A 23,409-nucleotide genomic window follows, 5' to 3' on the forward strand; every position below is an offset into this window, starting at 1 on the left:
GCCGCATCACTGCGATCGTATACCTAGACCACTTCCTGCGCTGCTTCACTGAAAATTCCAGAGGCATTATCTGGCGTCTCTACTACATACCAACCAGGAATCTCTTTGGCTTCACTGGCATATGGTAACCCGACTTTTCCACTTAAGACAGTTGGCTCTGCTAATTGATTTCCTTCACTATCTTGATATTTCACAGTCACTGGAGCCGCATCTGAGCGATCATACACGTAGACCACTTCTTGCGCTGCCTCACTGAAAATTCCATAGGCATTATCTGGTGTCTCTACTACATACCAGCCTGGGATTTCTTTGGCTTCACTGGCATATGGTAATCCGACTTTGCCATTCAAAATCGTTGGGTCGCTTAATTCGTTGCCGTCTGTATCTTCATATTGGACCGTAACTGGTGCCGCATCTGAGCGATCATACACGTAGACCACTTCCTGCGCTTCTTCACTGAAAATTCCAGAGGCATTGGCTGGCGTCTCTACTACATACCAACCAGGAATCTCTTTGGCTTCACTGGCATATGGAAAACCGACTTTCCCACTAAGAATCGTTGGGTCGCTTAAATCATTACCGTCTGTATCTTTATATATGACTGTGACTGGTGCCGCATCGCTGCGATCGTAGATATACACCACTTCCTGCGCTTCCTCTCTGAAAATTCCAGAGGCATTGGCTGGCGTCTCTACTACATACCAACCTGGGATTTCTTTGGCTTCACTGGCATATGGCAATCCGACTTTGCCATTCAAAATCGTTGGGTCGCTTAACTCATTGCCGTCTGTATCTTTATATCTGACTGTGACTGGTGCCGCATCTGAACGCTCATAAACATAGACCACTTCTTGTGCTTCTTCAGTAAATACACCGACTGCATTATCTGGTATTTTGACCACGTTCCAGCCCGTGATCTCTTTCGGATTGCTTTCATAAGCCATACCGACTTTTCCACTTAAAACCGTTGGTTCACTCAGCTGTTCGCCTTCAGAATTCTGATACTTGACTGTTACAGGAGCTGCATCTATTAAATTGGGCTGCCAAACATACGTATCGGAGTCAGTTTCTCCATTGTAGTTTGCCATTAACTCGGAAGCCGACCAAATATTTAGCCCATTCGGGAAATCTATTGATCCTGTTCCAACATTGACCCATTTTCCTGTATAAATTTCTGATGAAATTGGACTAGGCAACATTGCATTTGTATAAAATGAAAATGACTGGCCTAATCTGATGATCTTCAACGATTGCATACCGCTAAACATAGAAGACATATTCGTTACCTTACTGGTATCGAAACTTGATATATCCAGACTAGAGACTCTATTTAAGCCCTGAAACATTCGATCCATATTCGTTACTTGGCTAGTATCAAAATTGCTTAGATCCATACTGAATGTATCGAGATCACTTCTTCTTAGGTTTGCGAACATCAAAGACATGTCCGTAACATTTCTCGTATCAAAATTGCTTAAATCAAATTTATCGATATTAATCACATTCGCGAACATCAAAGACATATTCGTTACATTTCTTGTATCAAAATTGGAGACGTCCAAACTAGTCAAATCGAACAGTCCATTGAACATCGCATACATATTAGTAACGTTACTTGTATCAAAGTTGGATACATCGAGCTTTGTTAACCCTCGAGTATTATTAAACATGCCAGACATATTCGTTACTCGGCTAGTATCCAGCTTGTCCAAGCCTTCTATTTCAGTAAGGTCAGTCCACGTACCGCCGGAGTTACCAAATAAATAAGAAGAATCCTCACCAGCAATAACATTCCCCTCGAACACAATTTTTTTAACCCTATACCGGGACCAAGGGTTAATCTCAGAAGTAGATCGGAATGTTCCAGATCCGATATGGAGAACTCCGTCATAAGTGATATACCAATCTGAAGTACCATAAGTTCCCGAGGCCATATTTTCAGTAGGATCTTCAGTAGTTTGATTCTCTATTGCATCTGTTTCATTTTGACTTCTAACTTCATTCTCACTTGAAGAAGAAGTCGATTCGTTCAGTTCGACAGGTTCTGAACTATCTGATTGACTAAGTTCACTGGGCTCTGTATTCCTTCCATCATTATCTTTCGTTGAATGAATGTGTTCATCCTTACTATCACGAGACATTAAAGTTTCTTCTTGTTCCACAGCGATCGTGCTCTCTACTGTATCCTGTATAGAAACAGTATCTTCAGTCACTGAATCAGCGCTAACAACCATTGTCCATGGCGCTTGATTTAACAACAAGCCTCCCAACAATAGTATCCTGCTACACTTTCCCATACCAAGTCATCCTTTCTCTTTTAGTCTTTCTCTTTAGTATCCATATTCCGATTATCATCAATGGATGTTATTACCTACATGTTTTGTATTGTCTCTGTGCTAAAGGTGTTTTGTTAATCAAACCATGCGCTTTACCTGCTGATTCGCTTTCAAGCTTTCAATAAGGTTCGATCTAAAGAATTTTCTTTAAAAAGTTGTTCCCAACCCTCAACTTCGACAAATGGATTTTCTGAGGCTTTCTATATGCATGTACCTTCTTCTAGTGCCAAAAATCTTCGTTTTTTAGATAATAGTTTCTCATTTAGACATTTTTTCGACAAAAATCTATAATTCAAGTTTTGTAAGACATTCGAAGTTTTCGGATGTCTATTTTCGTGTTGTCCCAAAAACGAAGGTTTTTGAGACAGATAGATTATTTTACATTCTCTGAATATATTACTATTCATCGCAGCTTTCTCTTAATCAACTATTTCTCCAGACAGTGAAATAGTTGATTTGCTTTTTACTCCAACCTTATCTACAGTTCCAAATCAAATCGCTTCGCCTATCCTTGCTTTTTTTGTTAAGATAAAGAAATAATGAGTAAGAATTTAGGTGATGATTTATGCGACTGTTGTTTTTCTTTTTCCTTTTCACATTTTTGATTGGATTTCTCTTCTATTTATTGACCCGTCGCACGATCGCCGAAGTCTATCATGAATTGACCGATAAGAACCGCTTCTTTCGAGGCATCAAAGCTTTCTTCATTGGAATTTATCGCATTTTGACTTCTGTTTAAAAAAAACTGTCCAACAACAGATCTCTTGATCGTTGCTGGACAGTTTTTTGTTTGATTCGTCTTCTATTTCAATGGTTTCCATTGCCAATCTTGGACTTCAGCAATGTCATAGCCATTCTCACGGATAAAGTCATGGTGATAGGCAACCGTCTCTGTCATTCGTTGCGCAAAGTCGGCAGCTTGTTCGCCATAGACCCACTCAGCGCCGTCTTTCGCTAAATGGAAGCGATCAAGTTCAGATAAGATCCGCATGTCAAATGGTGTGGTGATATCGCCATTTTCACGATAGCCATGAATATGCAGACGCTGATTCTTGCGGCCGAAGAAAATGTCCCGAATCAGTCCTTCATAGCCATGGAAAGCAAAAATGATTGGCTTGTCCTTAGTAAAGTAAGCCTCAAATTCTTCATCTGTCAATCCACGAGGATCGACATCCGGATGACGTAGTTTCAATAAATCAACAACATTGATAAAGCGGATTTTCAACTCTGGAAACGCCTCATTCAGCAGGCTTACAGCAGCGAGAGCTTCTAAATTTGGCTCTGTCCCTGCTGCAGCGATCACCAAATCAGGTTCTCCTTGGTCTGTTGAAGCCCAATCAATGATCTTTAAGCCGTCTTTTACCAATATCTCCGCTTCTTCTGCCGTATAAAACTGCGGCCGAGGATGTTTCGAAGAAACAATCAGATTGATCTGTTCTTCAGTTTGGAATGTTTCTGCCATTACAGCCATCAAGCTATTGGCATCTGCTGGTAGATAGACCCGTACGAATTCCGCTTTTTTCTCAGCGATATGTGTCATGATCCCTGGGTCTTGATGGGTATACCCATTATGGTCTTGCTGGAATACGGTTGAGGAAGCAATCAAATTCAATGACGGATAGGCATGGCGCCAAGGCAATTCTTTCGATTTACGCGTCCACTTAAAGTGCTGAGTGATCATGGAATCAACCACTCGCAAGAAAGATTCATAGCTAGCAAAAAAGCCATGACGCCCAGTTAAGACGTAGCCTTCTAGGAAGCCTTCTGCTTGATGCTCCGATAATTGGGAATCAATCACCCGTCCGGTAGCACTTAGCCATTCATCATAGTTTGGCTGTTTTGGTTCTAACCATTGGCGATTTGTCACTTCAAAAACATGGTTCAAACGATTGGATTTGGCTTCATCCGGACCAAAGATTCTAAAATTAGTCGGGTTTTCAACAATCAAATCCCGAGCAAACTTTCCGAACTCCATCATGTCTTGAGCAGTGGTTGAGCCAGGAACACCAATATCGATCGCATGCTGTCGCCAATCGGTGATTTTCAACGGTTGAGGATCGATTCCCCCGTTAGTGATGGGATTCATTGCCATCCGTTGCTGTCCTTTCGGCGCGAGTTCTTGAATCTCAGCCTTGATGCGGCCAGATTCATCAAAGAGTTCTTCTGGCTTATACGATTTCAGCCAATCGATTAGTGCATCCACGTGCTCCATCTGATGCGCATTGACTGGGATAGGTACTTGGTGGGCGCGAAAACCGCCTTCAATCGGCTCTCCCTCCCAAATTTTTGGTCCTGTCCATCCTTTAGGTGTGCGCACGATCAGAACAGGCCAGTGGGGCATGACTGCTTCATCAGCTTTTCCTTGACGAGCTTTGGTTTGAATCGCTTTGATCTGCTCAACGGCGCGGTCCAATGCTCTCGCCATTTGCGGATGAACAGTAGCAGGATCATCTCCCTCAACAAAATAAGGTGTCCAACCCATTCCTTCAAAATACTTGGTTAGGTCTTCATCCGATTTGCGAGCCAGAATCGTTGGATTAGAGATTTTAGCACCGTTCAGATGTAAGATCGGCAGAACAGCCCCATCATTTACCGGATTGATAAATGTATTAGAAAACCAGCTGCCCGCTAACGGACCGGTTTCAGCTTCGCCATCTCCAACCACAACAGCAGCGATCACATCAGGATTATCAAGGACAGCTCCTGTTCCATGCGCGATGGAATAACCTAGTTCGCCCCCTTCATGGATCGATCCTGGTGTTTCTGGTGCCGCATGGGAAGCAATTCCTCCTGGGAAGGAAAAAATTTTGAAAAGATGCTGCATCCCGGCCTCATCTTGGGTTACTTCTGGATAGATTTCCGTATAACTTCCATCCAGATAGGCATTCGAAACCATCACCTGACCTCCATGACCAGGTCCTTCAATGTAGAACATATTCAAATCATATTTATTGATGACACGATTCAAGTGGGTGTAGATAAAATTCTGACCAGCAATGGTGCCCCAGTGACCAATCGGATTGACTTTCAGATCTTTTTCTTCAATGGGCCGCCGTAACAGTGGATTGTCTTTCAAATAGATTTGTCCGACAGAAAGATAGTTGGCTGCCCGCCACCAAGCATTCATTTTGTCAAAATACTCTTGGGTATCAAATGTTGTCTCCATACTACTCCTCCTTGCTTTCTCTTAATTAAAAGTCTATGCGTCTCGATTTTAAAAGTCAATTTTGCTGATTGTACACCTTGCATCTCTCTTATGATTTGTCTGCTTCAGCACAAGAAAAAACAAGACCAGAGTTCCTCCCAACATGTTTCAGTATGAGAGGGTTTGGTCTTGTCAGTGTTGGCTCTTTTCTGTTGTCTTGTCTACTTTTTTAATAGCTACTTGATCGTCACATAGTCCAAACCAACGAGTTTTGCCCACGTCTCGATTTGATCTGACGTCAACGCTAATGAAACAACCGTATGATGTCCGCCTCCCGTTTCGATCCATTGTTTGACTCCTTGATGAAAGTCGGGACGAGGCGTCCACATCACGCGAGCCACCGGCAATTTAGGTGCGGCTTCTGTTGGCTCAAAAGCATCGACTTCATTGATCAATAATTTATAGTGAGTGCCAAAGTCGGCCATAGATACAACTACTCCTGCGCCACCTTGTCCGTCAAAGACTAATCGTGCTGGGTCTTCTCGATCCCCCATTGATAGCGGCGAAACGACGATTTTTGGTTTATTGACAGCCAATACTGGATCCACTTCCATCATATGCGACTGCAAGATGGCTTCTTTGCCTTCGGTCAACTCATAGGTATAGTCTTCCATAAAACCGGTTGCTTTATTATGTGCCATGATCTTCATAAGACGATCGATGGCTGCTGTTTTCCAGTCACCTTCACCAGCAAATCCGTATCCTTCCGCCATGAGTCGCTGTACAGCTAATCCTGGTAGCTGTTGCATGCCATAAAGATCTTCAAAGTTGGTCGTAAACGCACTATAGCCTCCTGCTTCTAAGAAACGGCGGATGCCGATTTCTTGTTTGACCTGTACTTTCACATGTGCTTCCCAGATTGCGGCTTCATAATCTCCCTGATCAAACTCATACAAATTATGGTATTCTTCAAACAAGTCATTGATCTCTTCATCGGTCACAGCATCGATTACTTGAACAAGATCACCAATGCCAAAGTAATCCACGGTCCAACCAAATTGGATTTGTGCTTCGACTTTGTCCCCTTCTGTTACCCCAACATTGCGCATGTTGTCGCCGAAACGAGCGACTTTGATAGCAAAACTTTCATTGTAAGCAACCGCCACATCCATCCAAGCTGCGATTTCTTTTTGGACCGTCTCTTTTTTCCAATAACCGACAACGATTTTGTTTTGTTTCTGCAAACGCGCATTGATAAAACCATATTCGCGATCCCCATGGGCTGCCTGATTCAAATTCATAAAGTCCATATCGATGGTCTCCCAAGGAATGCGTTCATTGTATTGAGTCGCCAAATGAAGCAATGGTTTTTGCAGCAGTTTCGTTCCCCGGATCCACATTTTTGCTGGTGAGAAGGTATGCATCCAAGTAATGACACCAGCTACTTCATCCCGATAATTGACTTCCTTCATGATCTTTGTAATCGTGTCCGCAGTGACTGCCAATTCTTGTAAAACGACTGGATAAGGCAGATTTCCACTGTCATTCAAGCGTTTGACCATTTCAGCTGTATGATCGCGGACTTCTTGCAAGGCTTCTTCCCCATATAAGTGCTGAGATCCTACAACGAACCAAAATTCTTTTTTACTGATTGCTAACATATTGTCTGCTCCTTCTTGATTAATTTTGCCCATAGTAGGCATCTTTGCCATGTTTTCGTAGATAATGCTTGTCAAGGATGCGCTGCGGCAGTTCCGGTGCATAACTATTGATCTGACGCGTCACAACGTTCATCTTTGCTACTTCTTCTAAAACGACTGCGTTCATGACTGCACTTTGAGCATCTTTGCCCCAAGTGAATGGACCATGTCCCTGCAGCAAGACGCCGGGAATCTCTAAAGGTTGGATACCGCGTTCCTGGAAAGTTTCAACAATCACGTTTCCAGTCTCTGCTTCATAACCACGGTCAATTTCTTCCTGTGTCAAAAAGCGCGCACAAGGGACACTGCCATAAAAGGTGTCAGCGTGGGTCGTGCCCATTGCCGGCAAATCAACTCCTGCCTGTGCCCAACTTGTTGCCCAAGTGGAGTGGGTATGGACGATGCCGCCAATTTCTGGAAACGCTCGATACAATACAGCGTGAGTAGGGGTATCAGAAGAAGGATTCATCTTTCCTTCAACAACGTTCCCCTCAAAATCGCAGACCACCATATCACTAGCTTGCATCGTTTCATAATCAACCCCACTAGGTTTGATCACAAATAGCTGCTGGCTGCGGTCAACGGCAGACACATTGCCCCAAGTGTATTTGATCAAGCCCTGTTTTGGCAGAGCTAAATTGGCTTGGAAGACGGCTTCTTTCAATTGTTCTAACAAATGACTCACCTCTATTTTTGTTTAAATCAATCCATCGATCGCTGCTTGCTCGATCGGCAGACCGTGTTGGTAGCGCTTAACAAACTCAGTAAAACCAACTATATCCTCAGGTAATGGCGCTAAAGTTGTCCCTTCTTTTCCTTGGAAAACTCTGGATAAAAAGACTGTAAGTGTTTCTTCTACCGATTTTTTTTTCATAAATGCTGCCAGTAAAGCGATGCCCCAAGCACCACCTTCTCCTGCTGTTTCCATCACCGTCACTGGTGCTTCCATCGCAGCAGCCAACACCCGCTGCGCAACAGTCGGAGTCTTGAAAATCCCTCCGTGTCCTACGATTCGGTCGATCTTGACTTGTTCTTTAGTTAGGATATCCATCCCGATCTTCATCGCACCAAACGCACTAAACAAATGGAGCCGCATAAAGTTTGCTAAAGTAAAGCGGCTTTCTGGGGAGCGAACAAACAATGGTCTACCAGCTGCTATTTTTGTAATATTCTCTCCTGAGTAATACCCATAAGACAACAACCCACCACAGTCAGGATCTCCTTTCAGTGCTTGGTTGAACAATGTCGTAAACAGAGCTTCTGTGCTCATTTCGACCCCTGCTGCTTCTACAAATTCCCGAAAAACTTTGACCCATGCATTGATCTCCGAAGTACAATTATTCGTATGAACCATGCCAACTAAATCTCCTGCTGGCGTTGTTACCAGATCAATTTCTGGATAGACTTTAGAGAGACCGCTTTCAAGAACGATCATAGCAAAAGCTGATGTTCCGGCAGAGACATTCCCACTCCTTTGCGCAACACTATTCGTCGCAACCATTCCGGTTCCCGCATCTCCTTCGGGTGGACAGAATGGAATACCCGGCAACAATGTTCCTGTTGGATCTAACCGCAAAGCACCTGCTGCCGACAAAGTGCCTGCTGCTTCACCAGCCACTAAGACTTTGGGCAAAATATCTGCTAACTGCCAAGGTAAATTTTCTGGAAGGATCAGATCATCAAACTGGGCCATCATCTGTCGATCATAGTCTTTTTGTAGGCTGTCGATTGGGAACATTCCCGAGGCATCCCCAATACCGATTACTTTTTCACCTGTCAGCTGCCAATGAACATAGCCCGCTAATGTCGTCAAAAAGTTGACTTCCGGTATATGCGCTTCTTGATTCAAAATGGCTTGGTACAGATGAGCGATACTCCAGCGTTGCGGAATATTGTATTGGAACAATTCAGTTAGAGCCTTTTCGGCTGCTTCTGTGCTGGCATTGCGCCAAGTGCGGAAAGGCACCAATAACTGATCATTCTCATCAAAAGCGAGATACCCATGCATCATAGCGGAAAAACCAATTGAACCAATTCTCGTCAAAGGTTCCCCGTATCGGGATTGAACAGAAGCTGCTAATGCTTGATAGCTTTCTTGGATTCCTTGCCAGACAGATGCCAAAGAATAGGTCCAGACACCATCTAATAACTGATTCTCCCACTCATAACTACCGGTTGCGATGGTTTGAAATTGCTCATCGATCAAGACAGCTTTAATTCTTGTGGATCCTAACTCGATTCCAAGTGCCGTGCGCCCTTCTTGAATCGCTTCACTTATTTGCTGCTCCATTTCTCTTCTCTCCTTTTGAATTTTGATATACATGAAATCACGAATGGCTCATGACGGAGCCGCGAACAATCAATTCTGGCTCATAATAAAACGTTTCTTCCAACGTAGTTCCTGAGGTGACCCATTGTGCCGCTAAAATCCCCATCTCTTCCTTTGGGTGAGCCAGTGTGGTTATTCCTGGTGAAGTCAATGTACTTAAAGGTGAATCATCATTTCCTACAATTGAATAATCTTCTGGTACACGCTTTCCATTGGCTTCTAATTGCTGGATCAACCCATGTGCAATTTCATCGTTATAACAGACGATTCCAGTGATCTCATTCGATTGGTTCAACCGGTCAATCGCTTGTGCAATGACAGCCTCTTTGGTTTCTGTGGTATAAGTCACGACATCTTCAGCAGCAAATGTTTTCTTTGCTTGTTCCAAAGCTTTGACAAAACCTTTCATCCGATATTTCCCTTGTAAATCATCAATTTTAGTGATCAGCATCAAGTGTTGATGCTGCTGTTCCAATAAATAATTCGTGGCTAGATAGCCTGAACGAGTGTCATTGACACAAATATGAGGCAGATCCAGTTCTTCATAGTAGGCATTGATCATCACTAGCGGAATCCCTGCTTCTTTCAATGCCATGTAGTAGGCCAAATTGGGATTGTATTGACTGCTCTTCGTCGGTTCAACGATTAAGCCATCTACTCCTTGGTCCATCATTTGTTGAAGGCAAGCTCGTTCTTGTTCATGGTCATTATTTGTTGATCCCAACAGCAAAGAATAGCCTTGTTCCCGCAATGTCTGCTCGACTCCGCGCATAATTGAAGGGAAGATATAATCCGACAGATACGTCATGATGATGCCAATCGTTTTATGGCTGCGTTGCGGAAGATTCTCAGGTTTTGAAACGTACGTACCAGATCCTCTTTCCTTACGTAAATAGCCTTCGTTTACTAGCAAAGCAATCGCTTGTCGCACGGTATGTCGGCTCAAATGATATTCTTCTTGTAATACAGCCTCCGAAGGAATCGTCATTCCTTCTTTATAGGTTCCTAAACGGATGTTTTCCCGTAATTCATTCGCAAGTTGTTCGTACTTCGTTGTCATATTAATCCCATCTTTCGAAAGTTGTCCGTACATATAGTATATTTAGAATGCGCTTTCTTGTCAATGTAATTTTGTAAAAATCAATTTTTTACCTGAAGCAGAAATATAATAGTCAGTGGCAGCCTCTGCTAAATGCACGATTCGATCAATTGCAACTGTTCAGAAAAGATGAATTGCTATACAATAAATGACAACGACAGCAAAGGAGGTTCTTCCTATTTTCTCTTTTAAAGATATTAAAGAAAATTACCCAAACGCTGCTTTGCATCCAGCAAAATCAACAGATCCAGGAATCGAATCGATTCCATTTGGTCAGAAATTCATCTGGCTGCCTACTGCCGATCTATCGGCAAAAGAAAGAATCATGCTGCAATTAGGCAGCGGTGCACTGTTTCCGGTAATCGACAACCGTTTTCGACCATGGTACCCGATTTTATTTGAACATCAGCCGATAAATGAGACCGGTGATTATCGTTTGTTGCAAGTGAAATTTACGAGTGGGATCGATTTATTGCAGACTGAGTGGCTGCAAGAGATCCAGCAAATGCTCCCCCATGTCGTCGACCTCTTTTTTGTTACCGAAGACAGTGCGTTGATTGTTGAACAGCGGGTTGGTGAGAACTTGCGCTTAGATGAACTGGATGGTTTATTTGTTGCTTTAGATATGGATTTTGACTGCTACTCGCATTTATTTGTAGGGCCGTTTCACCATTCGAGCCATGATTTCACACTTCTGCTGACTGAAGAAATGACTCTTTTTCAACAATTGACTCGACAAACCAATTTAAAAAGTTTGGATCTGGCTACATCTCTAATCCATTTGCTAAGCACTGCCGGTTCCGACTATCAACTATTATTTCGAACACTTTATCAGGATTGGTTTCAGGAAAGCGATCTTATCCATTTGATCGAGTCGCTGTGGAAAAATCAAGGAAATGCCAGTTCTACAGCCAAGTCACTCTTCATGCATCGCAATACACTACTTTATAAGATCGATAAATTCCAAAGTATGACTAATCTGAACTTAAAAGAAATGGATGATCTGCTGCTGTGCTATTTTCTTATCAAAAATTTCGCTCATCCAGCCGATTGAACAACTTGCACAAGAAAACGTTTTTTTTCTTGTGCATATTTTCGTTGCTGAATCAAAGCGTTTTCATTTATGATACAGGTGTAAACTAAATGGAAAGAGGTAATCCTAATGGTAGAAATGGCTCTGAAACACGTGCATAAAAAATACGACAACAATGATAATTATTCTGTAACAGATTTTAATTTAGATATTTCTGATCGCGAGTTTATTGTTTTTGTTGGACCTTCCGGTTGCGGAAAGTCAACAACGCTGCGGATGATCGCTGGATTAGAAGATATTTCTGAAGGAGAATTATCCATCGGCGGCAAAGTAATGAACGATGTCGCACCAAAAGATCGTGATATTGCCATGGTATTCCAGAACTATGCGTTGTATCCACATATGACAGTTTTCAACAACATGGCTTTCGGATTGAAATTACGTAAATACGATAAAGAAGAAATCAAAAAACGGGTAGAAAATGCTGCCGAGATCTTAGGATTGACAGAATATCTAGACCGTAAACCAGCCGCACTATCTGGTGGACAACGTCAACGGGTAGCTTTGGGTCGTGCCATCGTACGTGATGCCAAAGTCTTCTTGATGGATGAACCTTTGTCAAACTTAGATGCGAAATTGCGGGTAGCAATGCGTGCGGAGATTGCGAAACTGCATCAACGTCTTGAAACAACTACGATTTATGTAACCCATGACCAAACAGAAGCGATGACAATGGCAGACCGAATCGTTATTATGAAAGACGGATTTATTCAACAAATCGGTTCACCGAAAGAAGTGTACAACTCACCTAAAAATATGTTTGTTGCCGGCTTTATCGGTTCACCTGCTATGAACTTCTTTACAGTTACTTTGAAAAACGGCATGATCTCAGACGGCCATGGATTAAACTTACGTATTCCTGAAGGCAAAAACAAAGTCCTTATCGAAAAAGGGTACGAAGGCAAGGAATTAGTCTTTGGTATCCGTCCAGAAGATATCCACAGCGAACAAATCGCATTGGAAGCTTCACCAGAAGCAACTGTCCGTGCAGAAGTAGTCGTTTCTGAACTGCTTGGTGCTGAAACAATGCTTTATACAAAGATTGGTTCCACTGAGTTTATCTCTAAAGTAGATGCTCGTGACTTCCATCGTCCAGGTGAAGTGATTGATCTTGCTTTCAACATCAACAAAGCCCACTTCTTTGATAAGACATCTGAGAATGTGATCACGTTACCTTAATTTGTAGTTTTCTTGCACTGTCCTTGGTTTGCCCCCTAGACAGTTGCAATTAACTAATATCCACTTTTATTCCTTATTTGTATCCCCTGAAAACAGACAGCCCTGCGGCTGTCTGTTTTTGGGTGGATTCTCTTTAGGTGAAGGGACTACTTTGAAGCTCTCTTCTCAAGAAAGCGTACATAAAATTTTTTGATCGTTGGGTATTGACGATATGCCAAGAAAACAACTTTGATTCTTTTAGTAGTAACTGGGTCGACATCAATGATTTTCTTATACCCGACAGTTCCGCATTCTGCTAAAAAGCAATCCTTGCCATCTTTTTCATAATAAAGTACTGCTTTTTCAATTCTCTGACTCTCGCGGATTTCTTCTTGTAAAATCACTGTATTGATTTGTGTTGGTTGTGCAAAAGTCACTGTTACCCACGGCTCATGATCGTTATCCGCAGGTTGCCAATACGTCTTCTTTGATGAGGTAACCTTCTGCAGGCTTTCTTGATCCCAGGGTGATTTTTGGGAAGAAGCTGTGATCTGTCCTTGGTACAACGGCTGATCCGTTTGTAATGGCCGTAGATATTGCCCTAATTGCATCAGTGACTGCTGATCTTTCGGGTGGATCGCCCCATTGGGCATTGGCGGAACATTTAATAAAAATACCGCGTTTCCTCCTACCGCTTTCCGATACAAAGAAAATAATGTTTCGGCACTTTTCACTGCTGTATCCTCTTCCGGATGATAAAACCAGCCGGGTCTGATTGATAGATTGACCTCTGCGGGATACCAGACTAAATCTCTGTTGGAATCGTAGTTTCTCAATACAGATCGGCTACCTAAATCTTCTGCCATACTTGAGATTGTCGTCCGGAATTCTGCTGTGTCTGTTTGTTGTGATTTTTCGGCCGTCTTTTCGGCATCCAATAGCTCACGGGGAACGACACTCCACTCATTCTGCCTTGTGTGCCCGGCTTCATTTCCGATCCAGCGAACATCTGGACCGCAAACGGCAATCACAGCATCCGGCTGTAATTGCCGAATCTGTTGATAATATCTTTGCCAGTCATAAAACTGCCGCTTTCCGTTAGGTCCTTCTCCATTGGCTCCATCAAGCCACACTTCTGCTATTTCACCATACTGCGTCAATAATTCTGTCAATTGACCCACATACACCTCGTTATAGGCCTGTCCGGTGCCGTAGCTTGCGGCGTGCTGATCCCACGGAGAAAGATAGATGCCAAACGCCATCCCTGCTTCTTGACAAGCCTCCGACAATTCTTTGACTAAATCTCCTTTGCCATTTTTCCAAGGTGTATAAGCGACTGTCTGCTGCGAATAGTTGCTGGGCCATAAACAGAAGCCATCATGGTGCTTACAGGTTAAGATCATCCCTTTCATCCCACTGCATTTGCAAAGCGTGACCCACTCTTTACAGTCCACTGCTTGCGGGTCAAATAGTGCTAAGGATTCTCTCCCATTTCCCCATTCCCGATTCGTCATGGTATTCAAGCCAAAATGAATAAAGCCATAAAATTCCCGTGCTTGCCATAGTAGTTGACGGTAACTCGGACGGATCGCCGTCAATTCTTCAACTTTCATCGCACTTCCCCTTTCTCCAACTGATTGTCAGCAAACTGGAACCCATTCAGATAAGTGTTCTTACTGGCGATGGCTCACTAACCGCAGTTGTTTTGTTTTTGGTCTTTACAGCAAATAGAGTAGTAGATGCCAAATGAATTGACAAGCCACTACTCTAAATTACATAGTTTAGTTTGTTTCACATAGTTTTTTTCCACAGGTTGCGTTCAGGATTGCAACACCAGAATAGCCGAGAACTAATTCAACTGCAATAATGTTAAACTATCTGCTAAGACCGCTTCACCATCAAGAAGCTCGTAATCTTCTGGTGTGATTAGTTTATACGGAACTGCTTTATAGTTCAAAAAATCTTTTAAGCGATTGATTTCATATTTCGATTGTGGTCCAATCAGTAATGCATCAACAGTCTGATTTTGAATGATTTGTTCAGCAATGATTGCTGGTGCTGAATAAATATGGACAGTTATTCCTTGTTCATCCGCTGCTCGCTGCATGTTTTTCACTAATAGACCTGTTGTGATGCCTGCTGTACAGATCAATAAGATCGTCTTTTGTGCTTCTGTCCCCATATTTACAGCCTCCTAAGATATTTTCTTTTTCTTATTATAAATATCTAAGACAACTGCTAACAGCAAGATCAATCCTTTGATTGCCTGTTGCCAGTCGACCCCTACACCTAGAATCGACATCCCATTATTCAGTACTCCCATCACTAATCCGCCGACGATCGCACCCATGATCGTTCCGATTCCGCCAGAAGTTGAGGCACCGCCAAAATAAACGGCAGCCATGGCATCCAGTTCCATAGAGGTTCCTGCTTGTGGTGTCGCAGCGTTCAATCGGGCAGCCAAAACCAAACCTGCCAATGCCGCCATCGCGCCCATATTGACAAAGACCCAGAAAGTGATTTTTTTCGTTTTGATTCCTGACAGTTCAGCGGCTTTCCTATTTCCACCAGTTGCATAGATTTGACGACCGGCAACTGTTTTATTTGTTAAGAATCCATATGCTGCGACGATGACTCCTAATAAAATCAAGATGATCGGGTAACCCTGATAAGAAGCGAACACATAAGTTGCGCCAATGAAAACGACGCCGATGAAAAGAGCTTTGAACAAAAAGGTACTGGTGGACTCTACTTCAAACAAATTTTTCTTGCGGCGTTCCCGGGTTCGCCATTGACCAAAAATCAATAGTGCCGTGATACCGACACCGATAATCATTGAAAGGAGATGAATATGATCGCCGCTGACAATATCAGGTAAATAGCCTGTTGAAATTTTTTGAAACGAGGTAGGAAATGGTGCTAAAGATTGTCCTCCCAGAACGACTTGAGTCAATCCACGGAACATCAACAGTCCAGACAACGTAACAATAAAAGCAGGAATCCCCACATAAGCTACCCAGAAACCTTGCCAAGCGCCAATCAACGCACCAATCAGTACACATAATGGCACAGCCACCCAGGGACTCATGCCATTATTGACCATCAAGACGCCGGCGATTGCGCCAACAAACGCCATGACAGATCCGACAGACAAATCGACATGCCCTAACAAGACAACTAGTAACATCCCCGCAGCTAAAACCAATATATGACTATTTTGCAAAACAAGATTGGTGATGTTCAATGGTCGCCAGAAAATACCATCTGTCATTGCTTGAAAGGCAATCAATAAGACGACCAGGATAATAATCATGCTGTATTTGCTAAAAATCTCTAACGCTTTGTCTTTGATAGAATGTTTTTGCACTTTTTTTAATTTATTCGTTGTTTCCATCCTAAACCCCACTCTCTTCTAATGTCATCAAGTTCATCAGCAGTTCTTGATCCGCATCTTGCCGCAATACTTCTCCTGTAAAACGCCCTTCATTCATCGTATAGATCCGGTCACACATACCCAAAAGTTCCGGCAGCTCGGAGGAAATGATACAGATTGCTTTACCCGCAGATGCCATTTCTTCAATGATCGTATAAATTTCATATTTTGCTCCAACATCGATTCCTCGTGTTGGCTCATCTAAAAATAAAATATCCGGTTCCGTCATCAACCACTTAGCCAAAACAACTTTTTGCTGGTTTCCGCCGCTAAGGCTGCCAACATTTTGATAGATTGAATTGGTTTTCGTCCGCATTTTTTTGCGGTATTCTTCTGCCAAAATTACTTCTTTCTCTTTGTCCAAAACACCGTTGCGACTGATTTTATTCAGACTAGCAATCGTTGTGTTCTCCCGAATGTCCATCAATAGATTAAGTCCTAATGCTTTACGGTCCTCTGAGACATACGCAAGCCCATTTCTAACGGCAGCTGGAACATCTTTTACGGAGATTTGTTGCCCTTCTTTATAGACTTCGCCCGTGATATTGCTGCCATAGGAATGCCCAAAGACACTCATCGCAAATTCTGTTCGTCCCGCGCCCATAAGCCCAGCAATGCCGATGATTTCTCCTTTGCGGATCATCAAATTGAGGTCTTCGTTCACGATTCGATTTGTATCGATAGGATGATGAACGGTCCAATTCTTCACTTCAAAAAAAGGATCACCAATCTGGGGATGCCGTTCCGGATAGCGATTCGTCAAGTCACGACCAACCATCCCGCGAATGATTCGCTCTTCAGAAATCTGATTGCCAGCCATCGTTTCAATGGTTTGTCCATCGCGCAAAATCGTGATGCGATCGGCGACATTGACTATTTCATTCAACTTATGAGAAATAATGATGGAAGTAATCCCTTGATTACGAAATTCTTTGATCAATTCTAGTAAATTGGCACTTTCTTCTTCATTCAGAGCGGCTGTTGGTTCATCTAAAATCAATAATCGGACTGATTTAGAAAATGCTTTGGCGATCTCTACTAGCTGCTGCTGCCCTACACCGATTTGTGAAACCAATGTATTAGGATCAAGACGCAAGCCAACTGTTTTTAATAAATTATCGGTCTTCTTTTCTGTGATATTCCAATCGATGATGCCATTTTTGGCTTGTTCATTTCCTAAAAAAATATTCTCTTTGATGGATAAATAAGGACTTAAAGCCAGCTCTTGATGAATGATTACGATCCCTTTTTCTTCGCTATCTCGTAAATCTTTAAATTTACAGAGCTCTCCTTCGTAATATATTTCACCTTCATACGTGCCATGTGGATACAAACCGCTTAGCACATTCATCAATGTAGATTTTCCTGCGCCGTTTTCACCACATAGCGCATGGATCTCACCACGTTCGATCGAAAGATTTACATTGCTTAATGCTCGTACGCCTGAAAATTCTTTGACGATATTCTTCATTTCGAGAATATAATCTGCCATGTCCTTTCACCCTTTTCTTTTTATGTAGTCAGAGATTCTGCAGAAGAAATAAAATGATCCATTCAAAAGAACGGCTCTTTGACAAACAAGAAAGAACAGGGCAAAACATTGGAGTATCCGCTGATCTGCCCCGATCATTATCCCTTCAGCTGCTCTTTTACCTTTTTTGCGCTTTTGACAGCCCCACTGTCAACAACTAGCCCAGATCTTTTTCCGTGTAATAGTCACTGTCCACAAGCTCTTCTTTATAATTGCTGCTATCTACAGAGACTGGATTAGATAGATAGGTCGGTACCACTTTGACCCCATTGTCATAAGTTTCGGTATCATTGACTGGGACTTCTTCGCCATTGGCGATTGCTTCGATCATTTCGATCGTGTTTTTGGCTAGAACTCGGGTATCTTTGAAAATCGTTTGCGTTTGTTCTCCAGCAATGATCGATTTAACTCCAGCAATGGTTGCATCTTGTCCTGTAATTACAGGTAATGGTTTTTCAGAAGAACCATACCCCACACCTTTTAGGGATGAGATGATTCCTAAACTGATTGGATCATAAGGAGAAAGAACGGCATCTAATGTTTTATCGGTATAGTTGGCACTCAATAAGTTGTCCATCCGTGCCTGTGCAGTAGAACCATCCCAGCGCAGTGTTGCGATTTGGTTGAAATTCGTCTGACCCGAAGGAACCACTAATTGACCACTATCAATATACTGTTGAAAAACAGACATCACGCCATTGTAATTGATCAACGCATTGTTATCATCCGGTGAACCACCAAACAATTCGATATTGAAGGGTCCTTTTCCATCTTTCAGGCCTAGCTTGTCTTCAATATAAGAAGCTTGTAAAACACCCACACCGAAATTGTCAAAGGTTGCATAGTAATCGACGTACTCCGAATTCATCAATAACCGATCATAAGCAATCACTTTGATGTCCTCGTTATGAGCCTTTTCGAGAACATCGGTAAGCGCGGAACCATCAATAGAAGCAATCACTAATGTATCGACGCCTTTAGTGATCATGTTTTCAATTTGAGCGACCTGATTCTCAACCTTATCTTCGCCATATTGCAAGTCTGTTTTGTAGCCTAACTTTTCCAGTTCATCTACCATATTGTTTCCATCGGCAATCCAACGTTCTGCTGATTTTGTAGGCATAGCGATTCCCACAAACCCTTTGTCCCCGCTGCTGGCTCCACCACTATCTGAGCCGTTTCCGCAAGCTGCCAACATCCCTCCCAAGAGAACGGTTGAAGCGATACCTACGATTTTTTTCATTGTGCTTTTCATTTATTGATCCCTCCATACTTTTACTTACAGGCTAAGTATAGAAAAAACAGCAATCGCTTACATTAACTATTTTTGGTAGTTTCTTTGATTTCTTGGGACATTGGAATTCAAACCTTGATTTTCTTTCGATTACCTTGTTTTTTTTCGGAATCTTGAAATTAAGAAAAGCGCTTACCTTTTTTTGGTAAAATAGAGGTCGGGGGTGAAATTATGGATAAAAAAAGGTTACACATCTTCCTTTCGATCCTGCTTATGACCAGTCTTAGCGCCTGCCAACGACCAGCTGAGGGGACCAATGAATCTGCTAAAGAGAGCATTGTCATTGGCTTTTCGCAATCTGGTACAGAAAGCAGTTGGCGTAAACGTCATACTGAATCGATTCGGACAGAGTTAGAGAAAGAAGGGTATGAAGTACTTTATCGAAATGGCTATATGAATCAAGAAAGACAGATCCAAGATATCCGCAGTTTTATCGTTTACCAAGTAGATGCAATCGTCTTTACTCCATTACAAGAAGATGGTTGGGAACCAATACTCGAAGAGGCGGCCAATGCAGGTATCCCTGTTTTTATCGTTGATCGTCATGTGGATCTGGCAGATCCTTCCTTATTTTTGACACATATCGGTCCTAGTTTCAAAGCGGAAGGCAATCGAGCTGGCCTTTATGTCAGCAATTATTTCAAGCATCATGAAAATGAAACGATCAACGTGCTGGAGTTGACCGGACTCAGTGATACATCCCCTACGCAACTACGTTCAGATGGCTTTCGAGAAACCATCAAACGAGATTATGCGAAAAACAATGTCACTATTCAAGTAACTGATGCCTTGAATGGCGACTTCATTCGTAGAAAAGGCAAAGAAGTGATTGAACAATATATTGCAGAAGGAAAAATGGCCGACATCGATGTTTTATTCAGTCATAACGATGAAATGACTATCGGCGCGTTAGAAGCCTTGAAACAAACAGATATCGTCCCTGGAAAAGACATTGTTATCGTTACGATTGATGCTCAAAAAGAAATGATCGACAATTTGAAAAACGGCATCGTTAATTGCGTTGTTGAATGTAATCCCGATGCTGGTATCTTCGTTAAAAATGCTATTTCCCGTTATTTAAGTCGGGGCAGAAGTGCAGTTCCAAAAGAAATCTATGTCCACGAGACAGTTTTTTCAAGTGATATGGATTTTGACCAGATTCCACCCCGAAATTATTAAGGAGTCATTCATGAAAAAGACAAGTATAAAGGGCATCTTCCAACAAACCAATAAATTGATGATCTTAGTCGCTTTTCTTCCTTTATTGATCAGTAGTATCTTTTATTCCCGCCAAATTTTTATTTATCAAAATACGATCAACAATATTGAAGAAGCCAATCAGCTCTCGGGTAAAGTGGATGCAATTGTTTTAGAAGAAATGTGGGATCTTGTCTTTGGCCAAAAGAGCGTGGCGGATGTTCAAGTCAACAACGTCATTGAAGAATTGCGCGCGGATCTTGACCATATCCAAACAAATACGAATACAGCCAAAGAAAAGAACACGTTGGCTGTTGCCTTACGTACACTGGATTCATTAGAAACCTACCAAAACAAGCTCATCGAAAATATTGCTAACGATGAACCACTAGAAAAAAATCAATATGTGATGGTCCAGGTGGATTCTGTGATTGAATTATTATCTGAAATCCTGCAGGAATTTGTTCGTGTAGAGATTAGTTTGGCAAGTCAAACCAATCAAGATTTGATTCAATCTGTCTTGTTATTGATCGCTTTTCAATTGCTTTTGATTCTTTTGATTATTTACTTTATTTCTAAAAATCGCCGCTTTGTTCGCGAAAATCTCCAAAATCCATTGGATCGTCTAGTCGAATTATCTGATGAACTTGCCCAAGGGCATCTCGGCTTTCGAGCAGTCCTGCCTGATACACCGGAATTGCGCACATTGACGAGCAGTTTGAATAAAATGGCGGATGATTTAACCCGTTTATTAGAAGAGAATGCTTTGAAACAATACCATTTGGCTCAAAGTGAAGTTCGTGTGTTGCAAGCACAGATCACGCCTCACTTTATTTACAATAGTTTGGATGCGATCGTCTCTTTGATCGAAGTAGAACGATATGAACAAGCAACTGAAATGACGTACGCCCTCTCCGATTTTTTTCGGATTTCACTAAGCAAAGGGCACGACTGGATCCCTCTTTCAAAAGAGTTGCGCCATGTTGCTGACTATTTAACGATCCTAAAGATCCGTTATGGGGAGATGCTGACCTATGAAATCAACCAGCAGACCACTTCCCAAGACCTACTAGTTTTAAAGATGATCCTACAGCCTTTAGTTGAAAATGCCGTCTATCATGGCACCAAGTTTGTACGCCGAGTAGGAAAAATCACCATCACGATTCAGGAATATGAACAGACAATCCAGATGTCTGTCCGTGATAACGGTATTGGCATTTCCCACGAACGATTAATGGCCATCCAGCATAATCTGAAAGAAAATACAGATCCCGAGCCAGAAAATGGGTATGGTCTTTATAATGTTTATCGTCGTCTATTACTAAATTACGGTAGTGACGTACAATTTGATATCGCGAGTATTGAATCACAAGGAACAACGATTTCGATCATCGTTCCTAAAAAAGGAGGAGCCCACTAATGTACAAAGTCTTCATAGTTGAAGATGAACACCTGATCCGTGATAACTTGCGGCATCAGATTATTTCTCTAGCTGAAAAATACCCCATTATTTATAGTAATGAAGCGGCAGATGGCGAGTTGGCACTTGCATCGATTCTTGACATTCGTCCAGATATCATTTTGACGGACATCAAAATGCCTTTTATGGATGGACTGACCTTTGCCAAAGAGGCCAAAAAATTATTGCCACTTGTTCGAATTATTTTTATTAGCGGCTTCGATGATTTTGATTACGCAAAAACAGCGCTACAATTGCAAGCTGATGACTATTTGTTGAAACCGATCAAAAATGAGGACCTTGAACAGACATTGATTAAAGTCATTGCTGCATTGGACCAACAGTCCCAAGAACAACACTATCTCTCACAAGATGATGAACTCCTGCGAATGGAGGTCAGAAAGAATCTCTTTTTGAATACTCTTTTCGCAAGTAAAATCACAATTTCAGAAGCTTTCCAGCAAGCGACCGAGCTAAAGCGTTCCTTTTCTGGTAAACAATTTTGTGTCTTGTTGGCCAAGACACCATACAATCAGAATTTTTCGGATTATACCCGCTTCAGTAAGCAGTTGACTTCTACTTATGGTTCCGATGAAACAGTCTTATTCTCCAGCATTTCCAGTCGCTTCATCAAATTCCTGCTTTTTGATTTCAACAAAGATGCTGTACTCGAGAAAGCCTACCAAATGGCACAAGCGCTCACCCATGACTCAAGTGAGGAAGTGGCAGTTGCCATCGGACCGGTAGTTGAGCGGTTTTCGGACATTCCAACTTCCTATCACAAAGCCAACGGGATGTTGAAAACGTATGGCGGCATCCGCAAGGAAAAGATCATTAGCTATGAGGATGATATGAAAGAAGGAGAATTATCTCCTACGAATCCTTTCAAAATCGACCTTGCCGAACGAATCTCCCAGACTGAGCCAGAGGCGATCAATGACTTAGTCAATGAAATCATGTCCGCTCAAGGAACTGCAGAAAGAACCCAAATGTATCGTTTTTTTGTTCTGGTAGAATTGATTGCGCTGGTAAAAAAGCGTGAAGGCAAAGAACAAAAGGACTTGCTAGCTCAAACTGCGGATTTAGACTATTTATCCCAACTGACAAGTGAGCCACACAACTACCAAGACAAAGTGACTGCACTGCTTACATACTTAGTCAAGCAGCAAATCAATCCGGCAATGGCAAAGTATCAAAGTGTGATCAGTCAGGCAAAACAGTTTATTGACAAAAATTTTTCTGATCCAAATATTTCGTTGAATGTCGTTGCAGAAAAAGTCAACTTGAGCCCCGCCCATTTCAGTACGATTTTCTCGCAAGCAACCGATGCCACATTCATTGAATACCTCACAGAACAGCGGCTTTCATTGGCAAAAAAACTACTGATCACAACAAATTTGCGCCTTTCCGAGATCGCCTTTGATATTGGTTACAATGATCCAAATTACTTCTCTTTCCTATTCAAGAAAAAAGAACAGATTTCACCCAAAGAGTATCGTCAGATCCACCATTGACAGAAGTTCAAAAAAACCAGCCCAACCTTATACATAAGGCTGGACTGGTTTTTTAGGCTAGCAAATAATGCAAGAAGCAAAATCGTTGAACGAACAAAATCAATACTGGCGTCTTGCCTTC

17 protein-coding genes are annotated in these 23,409 nt (G+C 42.2%); 6 read left to right on the plus strand and 11 right to left on the minus strand.

Features of this window, described 5'->3' with window-relative positions; all coding sequences use genetic code 11:
* Positions 1-23: 23 nt before the first annotated feature.
* A complete protein-coding gene (locus tag DVW06_RS17515) occupies positions 24-2,297 on the minus strand; it encodes a MucBP domain-containing protein (protein WP_238696178.1) in 2,274 nt (757 codons plus the stop codon).
* 604 nt (positions 2,298-2,901) lie between these two features.
* Between DVW06_RS17515 and DVW06_RS17210 the strand changes: the two genes are divergently transcribed.
* Complete coding sequence (locus tag DVW06_RS17210; protein WP_005470142.1) at positions 2,902-3,075, plus strand: hypothetical protein; 174 nt, start codon at positions 2,902-2,904, stop codon at positions 3,073-3,075.
* A gap of 63 nt (positions 3,076-3,138) precedes the next feature.
* Here DVW06_RS17210 and DVW06_RS10290 read toward each other — a convergent pair whose 3' ends face one another.
* The 5 genes from DVW06_RS10290 to DVW06_RS10310 all read right to left on the minus strand — a co-directional run bounded on the left by DVW06_RS10290 (position 3,139) and on the right by DVW06_RS10310 (position 10,603).
* Positions 3,139-5,502: a phosphoketolase family protein gene (locus tag DVW06_RS10290; protein ID WP_029486312.1), complete on the minus strand. Its 2,364-nt coding sequence runs from the start codon at positions 5,500-5,502 to the stop codon at positions 3,139-3,141.
* A 215-nt stretch (positions 5,503-5,717) separates the two neighbouring features.
* Entirely contained in the window at positions 5,718-7,142 is a 1,425-nt protein-coding gene (araA, locus tag DVW06_RS10295; protein ID WP_137264624.1) for an L-arabinose isomerase, read from the minus strand.
* A 19-nt stretch (positions 7,143-7,161) separates the two neighbouring features.
* Complete coding sequence (locus tag DVW06_RS10300; protein ID WP_137264616.1) at positions 7,162-7,857, minus strand: L-ribulose-5-phosphate 4-epimerase; 696 nt, start codon at positions 7,855-7,857, stop codon at positions 7,162-7,164.
* A 21-nt stretch (positions 7,858-7,878) separates the two neighbouring features.
* Positions 7,879-9,471 carry a xylulokinase gene (locus DVW06_RS10305; protein ID WP_041119874.1) on the minus strand — a complete coding sequence of 531 codons (1,593 nt, stop codon included), beginning with the start codon at positions 9,469-9,471 and terminating at the stop codon, positions 7,879-7,881.
* 37 nt (positions 9,472-9,508) lie between these two features.
* On the minus strand, positions 9,509-10,603 hold the full coding sequence (locus DVW06_RS10310; RefSeq protein ID WP_003128184.1) for a GntR family transcriptional regulator: 1,095 nt from the start codon (positions 10,601-10,603) through the stop codon (positions 9,509-9,511).
* A gap of 154 nt (positions 10,604-10,757) precedes the next feature.
* On the opposite strand from DVW06_RS10310, the gene DVW06_RS10315 reads away from it, so the two are divergent.
* Both DVW06_RS10315 and DVW06_RS10320 read left to right on the plus strand, forming a co-directional pair.
* On the plus strand, positions 10,758-11,663 hold the full coding sequence (locus DVW06_RS10315; RefSeq protein WP_137264617.1) for a helix-turn-helix domain-containing protein: 906 nt from the start codon (positions 10,758-10,760) through the stop codon (positions 11,661-11,663).
* A gap of 108 nt (positions 11,664-11,771) precedes the next feature.
* Entirely contained in the window at positions 11,772-12,881 is a 1,110-nt protein-coding gene (locus DVW06_RS10320; RefSeq protein WP_003128181.1) for an ABC transporter ATP-binding protein, read from the plus strand.
* A gap of 146 nt (positions 12,882-13,027) precedes the next feature.
* Here the strand turns inward: DVW06_RS10320 and DVW06_RS10325 are convergent, their stop codons facing one another.
* The 5 genes from DVW06_RS10325 to chvE form a co-directional block, all read right to left on the minus strand.
* Complete coding sequence (locus tag DVW06_RS10325) at positions 13,028-14,473, minus strand: alpha-L-fucosidase (RefSeq protein WP_029486307.1); 1,446 nt, start codon at positions 14,471-14,473, stop codon at positions 13,028-13,030.
* Positions 14,474-14,709: 236 nt separating this feature from the next.
* Positions 14,710-15,042 carry a PTS sugar transporter subunit IIB gene (locus DVW06_RS10330; RefSeq protein WP_003128178.1) on the minus strand — a complete coding sequence of 111 codons (333 nt, stop codon included), beginning with the start codon at positions 15,040-15,042 and terminating at the stop codon, positions 14,710-14,712.
* A gap of 12 nt (positions 15,043-15,054) precedes the next feature.
* Positions 15,055-16,254, minus strand: coding sequence for a multiple monosaccharide ABC transporter permease (gene mmsB / locus DVW06_RS10335; RefSeq protein WP_081131024.1), 1,200 nt, complete (start codon positions 16,252-16,254; stop codon positions 15,055-15,057).
* A 1-nt stretch (position 16,255) separates the two neighbouring features.
* Complete coding sequence (mmsA, locus tag DVW06_RS10340; RefSeq protein ID WP_003128175.1) at positions 16,256-17,785, minus strand: multiple monosaccharide ABC transporter ATP-binding protein; 1,530 nt, start codon at positions 17,783-17,785, stop codon at positions 16,256-16,258.
* 196 nt (positions 17,786-17,981) lie between these two features.
* Positions 17,982-19,079 carry a multiple monosaccharide ABC transporter substrate-binding protein gene (chvE, locus tag DVW06_RS10345; RefSeq protein WP_021150554.1) on the minus strand — a complete coding sequence of 366 codons (1,098 nt, stop codon included), beginning with the start codon at positions 19,077-19,079 and terminating at the stop codon, positions 17,982-17,984.
* 252 nt (positions 19,080-19,331) lie between these two features.
* Between chvE and DVW06_RS10350 the strand changes: the two genes are divergently transcribed.
* Genes DVW06_RS10350 through DVW06_RS10360 form a run of 3 tightly spaced genes read left to right on the plus strand, consistent with a single transcriptional unit; the run spans position 19,332 to position 23,288 of the window.
* Positions 19,332-20,297 carry an ABC transporter substrate-binding protein gene (locus DVW06_RS10350; RefSeq protein ID WP_021150555.1) on the plus strand — a complete coding sequence of 322 codons (966 nt, stop codon included), beginning with the start codon at positions 19,332-19,334 and terminating at the stop codon, positions 20,295-20,297.
* Between the two features lie 10 nt (positions 20,298-20,307).
* Positions 20,308-21,735, plus strand: a complete 1,428-nt coding sequence (locus DVW06_RS10355; RefSeq protein ID WP_137264618.1) for a sensor histidine kinase — start codon at positions 20,308-20,310, stop codon at positions 21,733-21,735.
* Positions 21,735-23,288, plus strand: a complete 1,554-nt coding sequence (locus DVW06_RS10360; protein ID WP_005470122.1) for a response regulator — start codon at positions 21,735-21,737, stop codon at positions 23,286-23,288. The genes DVW06_RS10355 and DVW06_RS10360 overlap by 1 nt, the downstream gene beginning before the upstream one ends.
* Positions 23,289-23,409: the final 121 nt, after the last annotated feature.

Source organism: Enterococcus sp. ARL09-542, from assembly GCF_005234805.1.
Taxonomy (GTDB): domain Bacteria; phylum Bacillota; class Bacilli; order Lactobacillales; family Enterococcaceae; genus Enterococcus_D; species Enterococcus_D gallinarum.

Coding starts and splice junctions, on each gene's coding strand:
- DVW06_RS10360 (WP_005470122.1), top strand. CDS start 21,735: ATGTACAAAGTCTTCATAGTTGAAGATGAACACCTGATCCGTGATAAC.
- DVW06_RS10315 (WP_137264617.1), top strand. CDS start 10,758: ATGACAACGACAGCAAAGGAGGTTCTTCCTATTTTCTCTTTTAAAGAT.
- DVW06_RS10330 (WP_003128178.1), bottom strand. CDS start 15,042: ATGGGGACAGAAGCACAAAAGACGATCTTATTGATCTGTACAGCAGGC.
- chvE (WP_021150554.1), bottom strand. CDS start 19,079: ATGAAAAGCACAATGAAAAAAATCGTAGGTATCGCTTCAACCGTTCTC.
- mmsA (WP_003128175.1), bottom strand. CDS start 17,785: ATGGCAGATTATATTCTCGAAATGAAGAATATCGTCAAAGAATTTTCA.
- araA (WP_137264624.1), bottom strand. CDS start 7,142: ATGTTAGCAATCAGTAAAAAAGAATTTTGGTTCGTTGTAGGATCTCAG.
- DVW06_RS10310 (WP_003128184.1), bottom strand. CDS start 10,603: ATGTACGGACAACTTTCGAAAGATGGGATTAATATGACAACGAAGTAC.
- DVW06_RS10355 (WP_137264618.1), top strand. CDS start 20,308: ATGAAAAAGACAAGTATAAAGGGCATCTTCCAACAAACCAATAAATTG.
- DVW06_RS10305 (WP_041119874.1), bottom strand. CDS start 9,471: ATGGAGCAGCAAATAAGTGAAGCGATTCAAGAAGGGCGCACGGCACTT.
- mmsB (WP_081131024.1), bottom strand. CDS start 16,254: ATGGAAACAACGAATAAATTAAAAAAAGTGCAAAAACATTCTATCAAA.
- DVW06_RS10325 (WP_029486307.1), bottom strand. CDS start 14,473: ATGAAAGTTGAAGAATTGACGGCGATCCGTCCGAGTTACCGTCAACTA.
- DVW06_RS10320 (WP_003128181.1), top strand. CDS start 11,772: ATGGTAGAAATGGCTCTGAAACACGTGCATAAAAAATACGACAACAAT.
- DVW06_RS17210 (WP_005470142.1), top strand. CDS start 2,902: ATGCGACTGTTGTTTTTCTTTTTCCTTTTCACATTTTTGATTGGATTT.
- DVW06_RS17515 (WP_238696178.1), bottom strand. CDS start 2,297: ATGGGAAAGTGTAGCAGGATACTATTGTTGGGAGGCTTGTTGTTAAAT.
- DVW06_RS10290 (WP_029486312.1), bottom strand. CDS start 5,502: ATGGAGACAACATTTGATACCCAAGAGTATTTTGACAAAATGAATGCT.
- DVW06_RS10350 (WP_021150555.1), top strand. CDS start 19,332: ATGACCAGTCTTAGCGCCTGCCAACGACCAGCTGAGGGGACCAATGAA.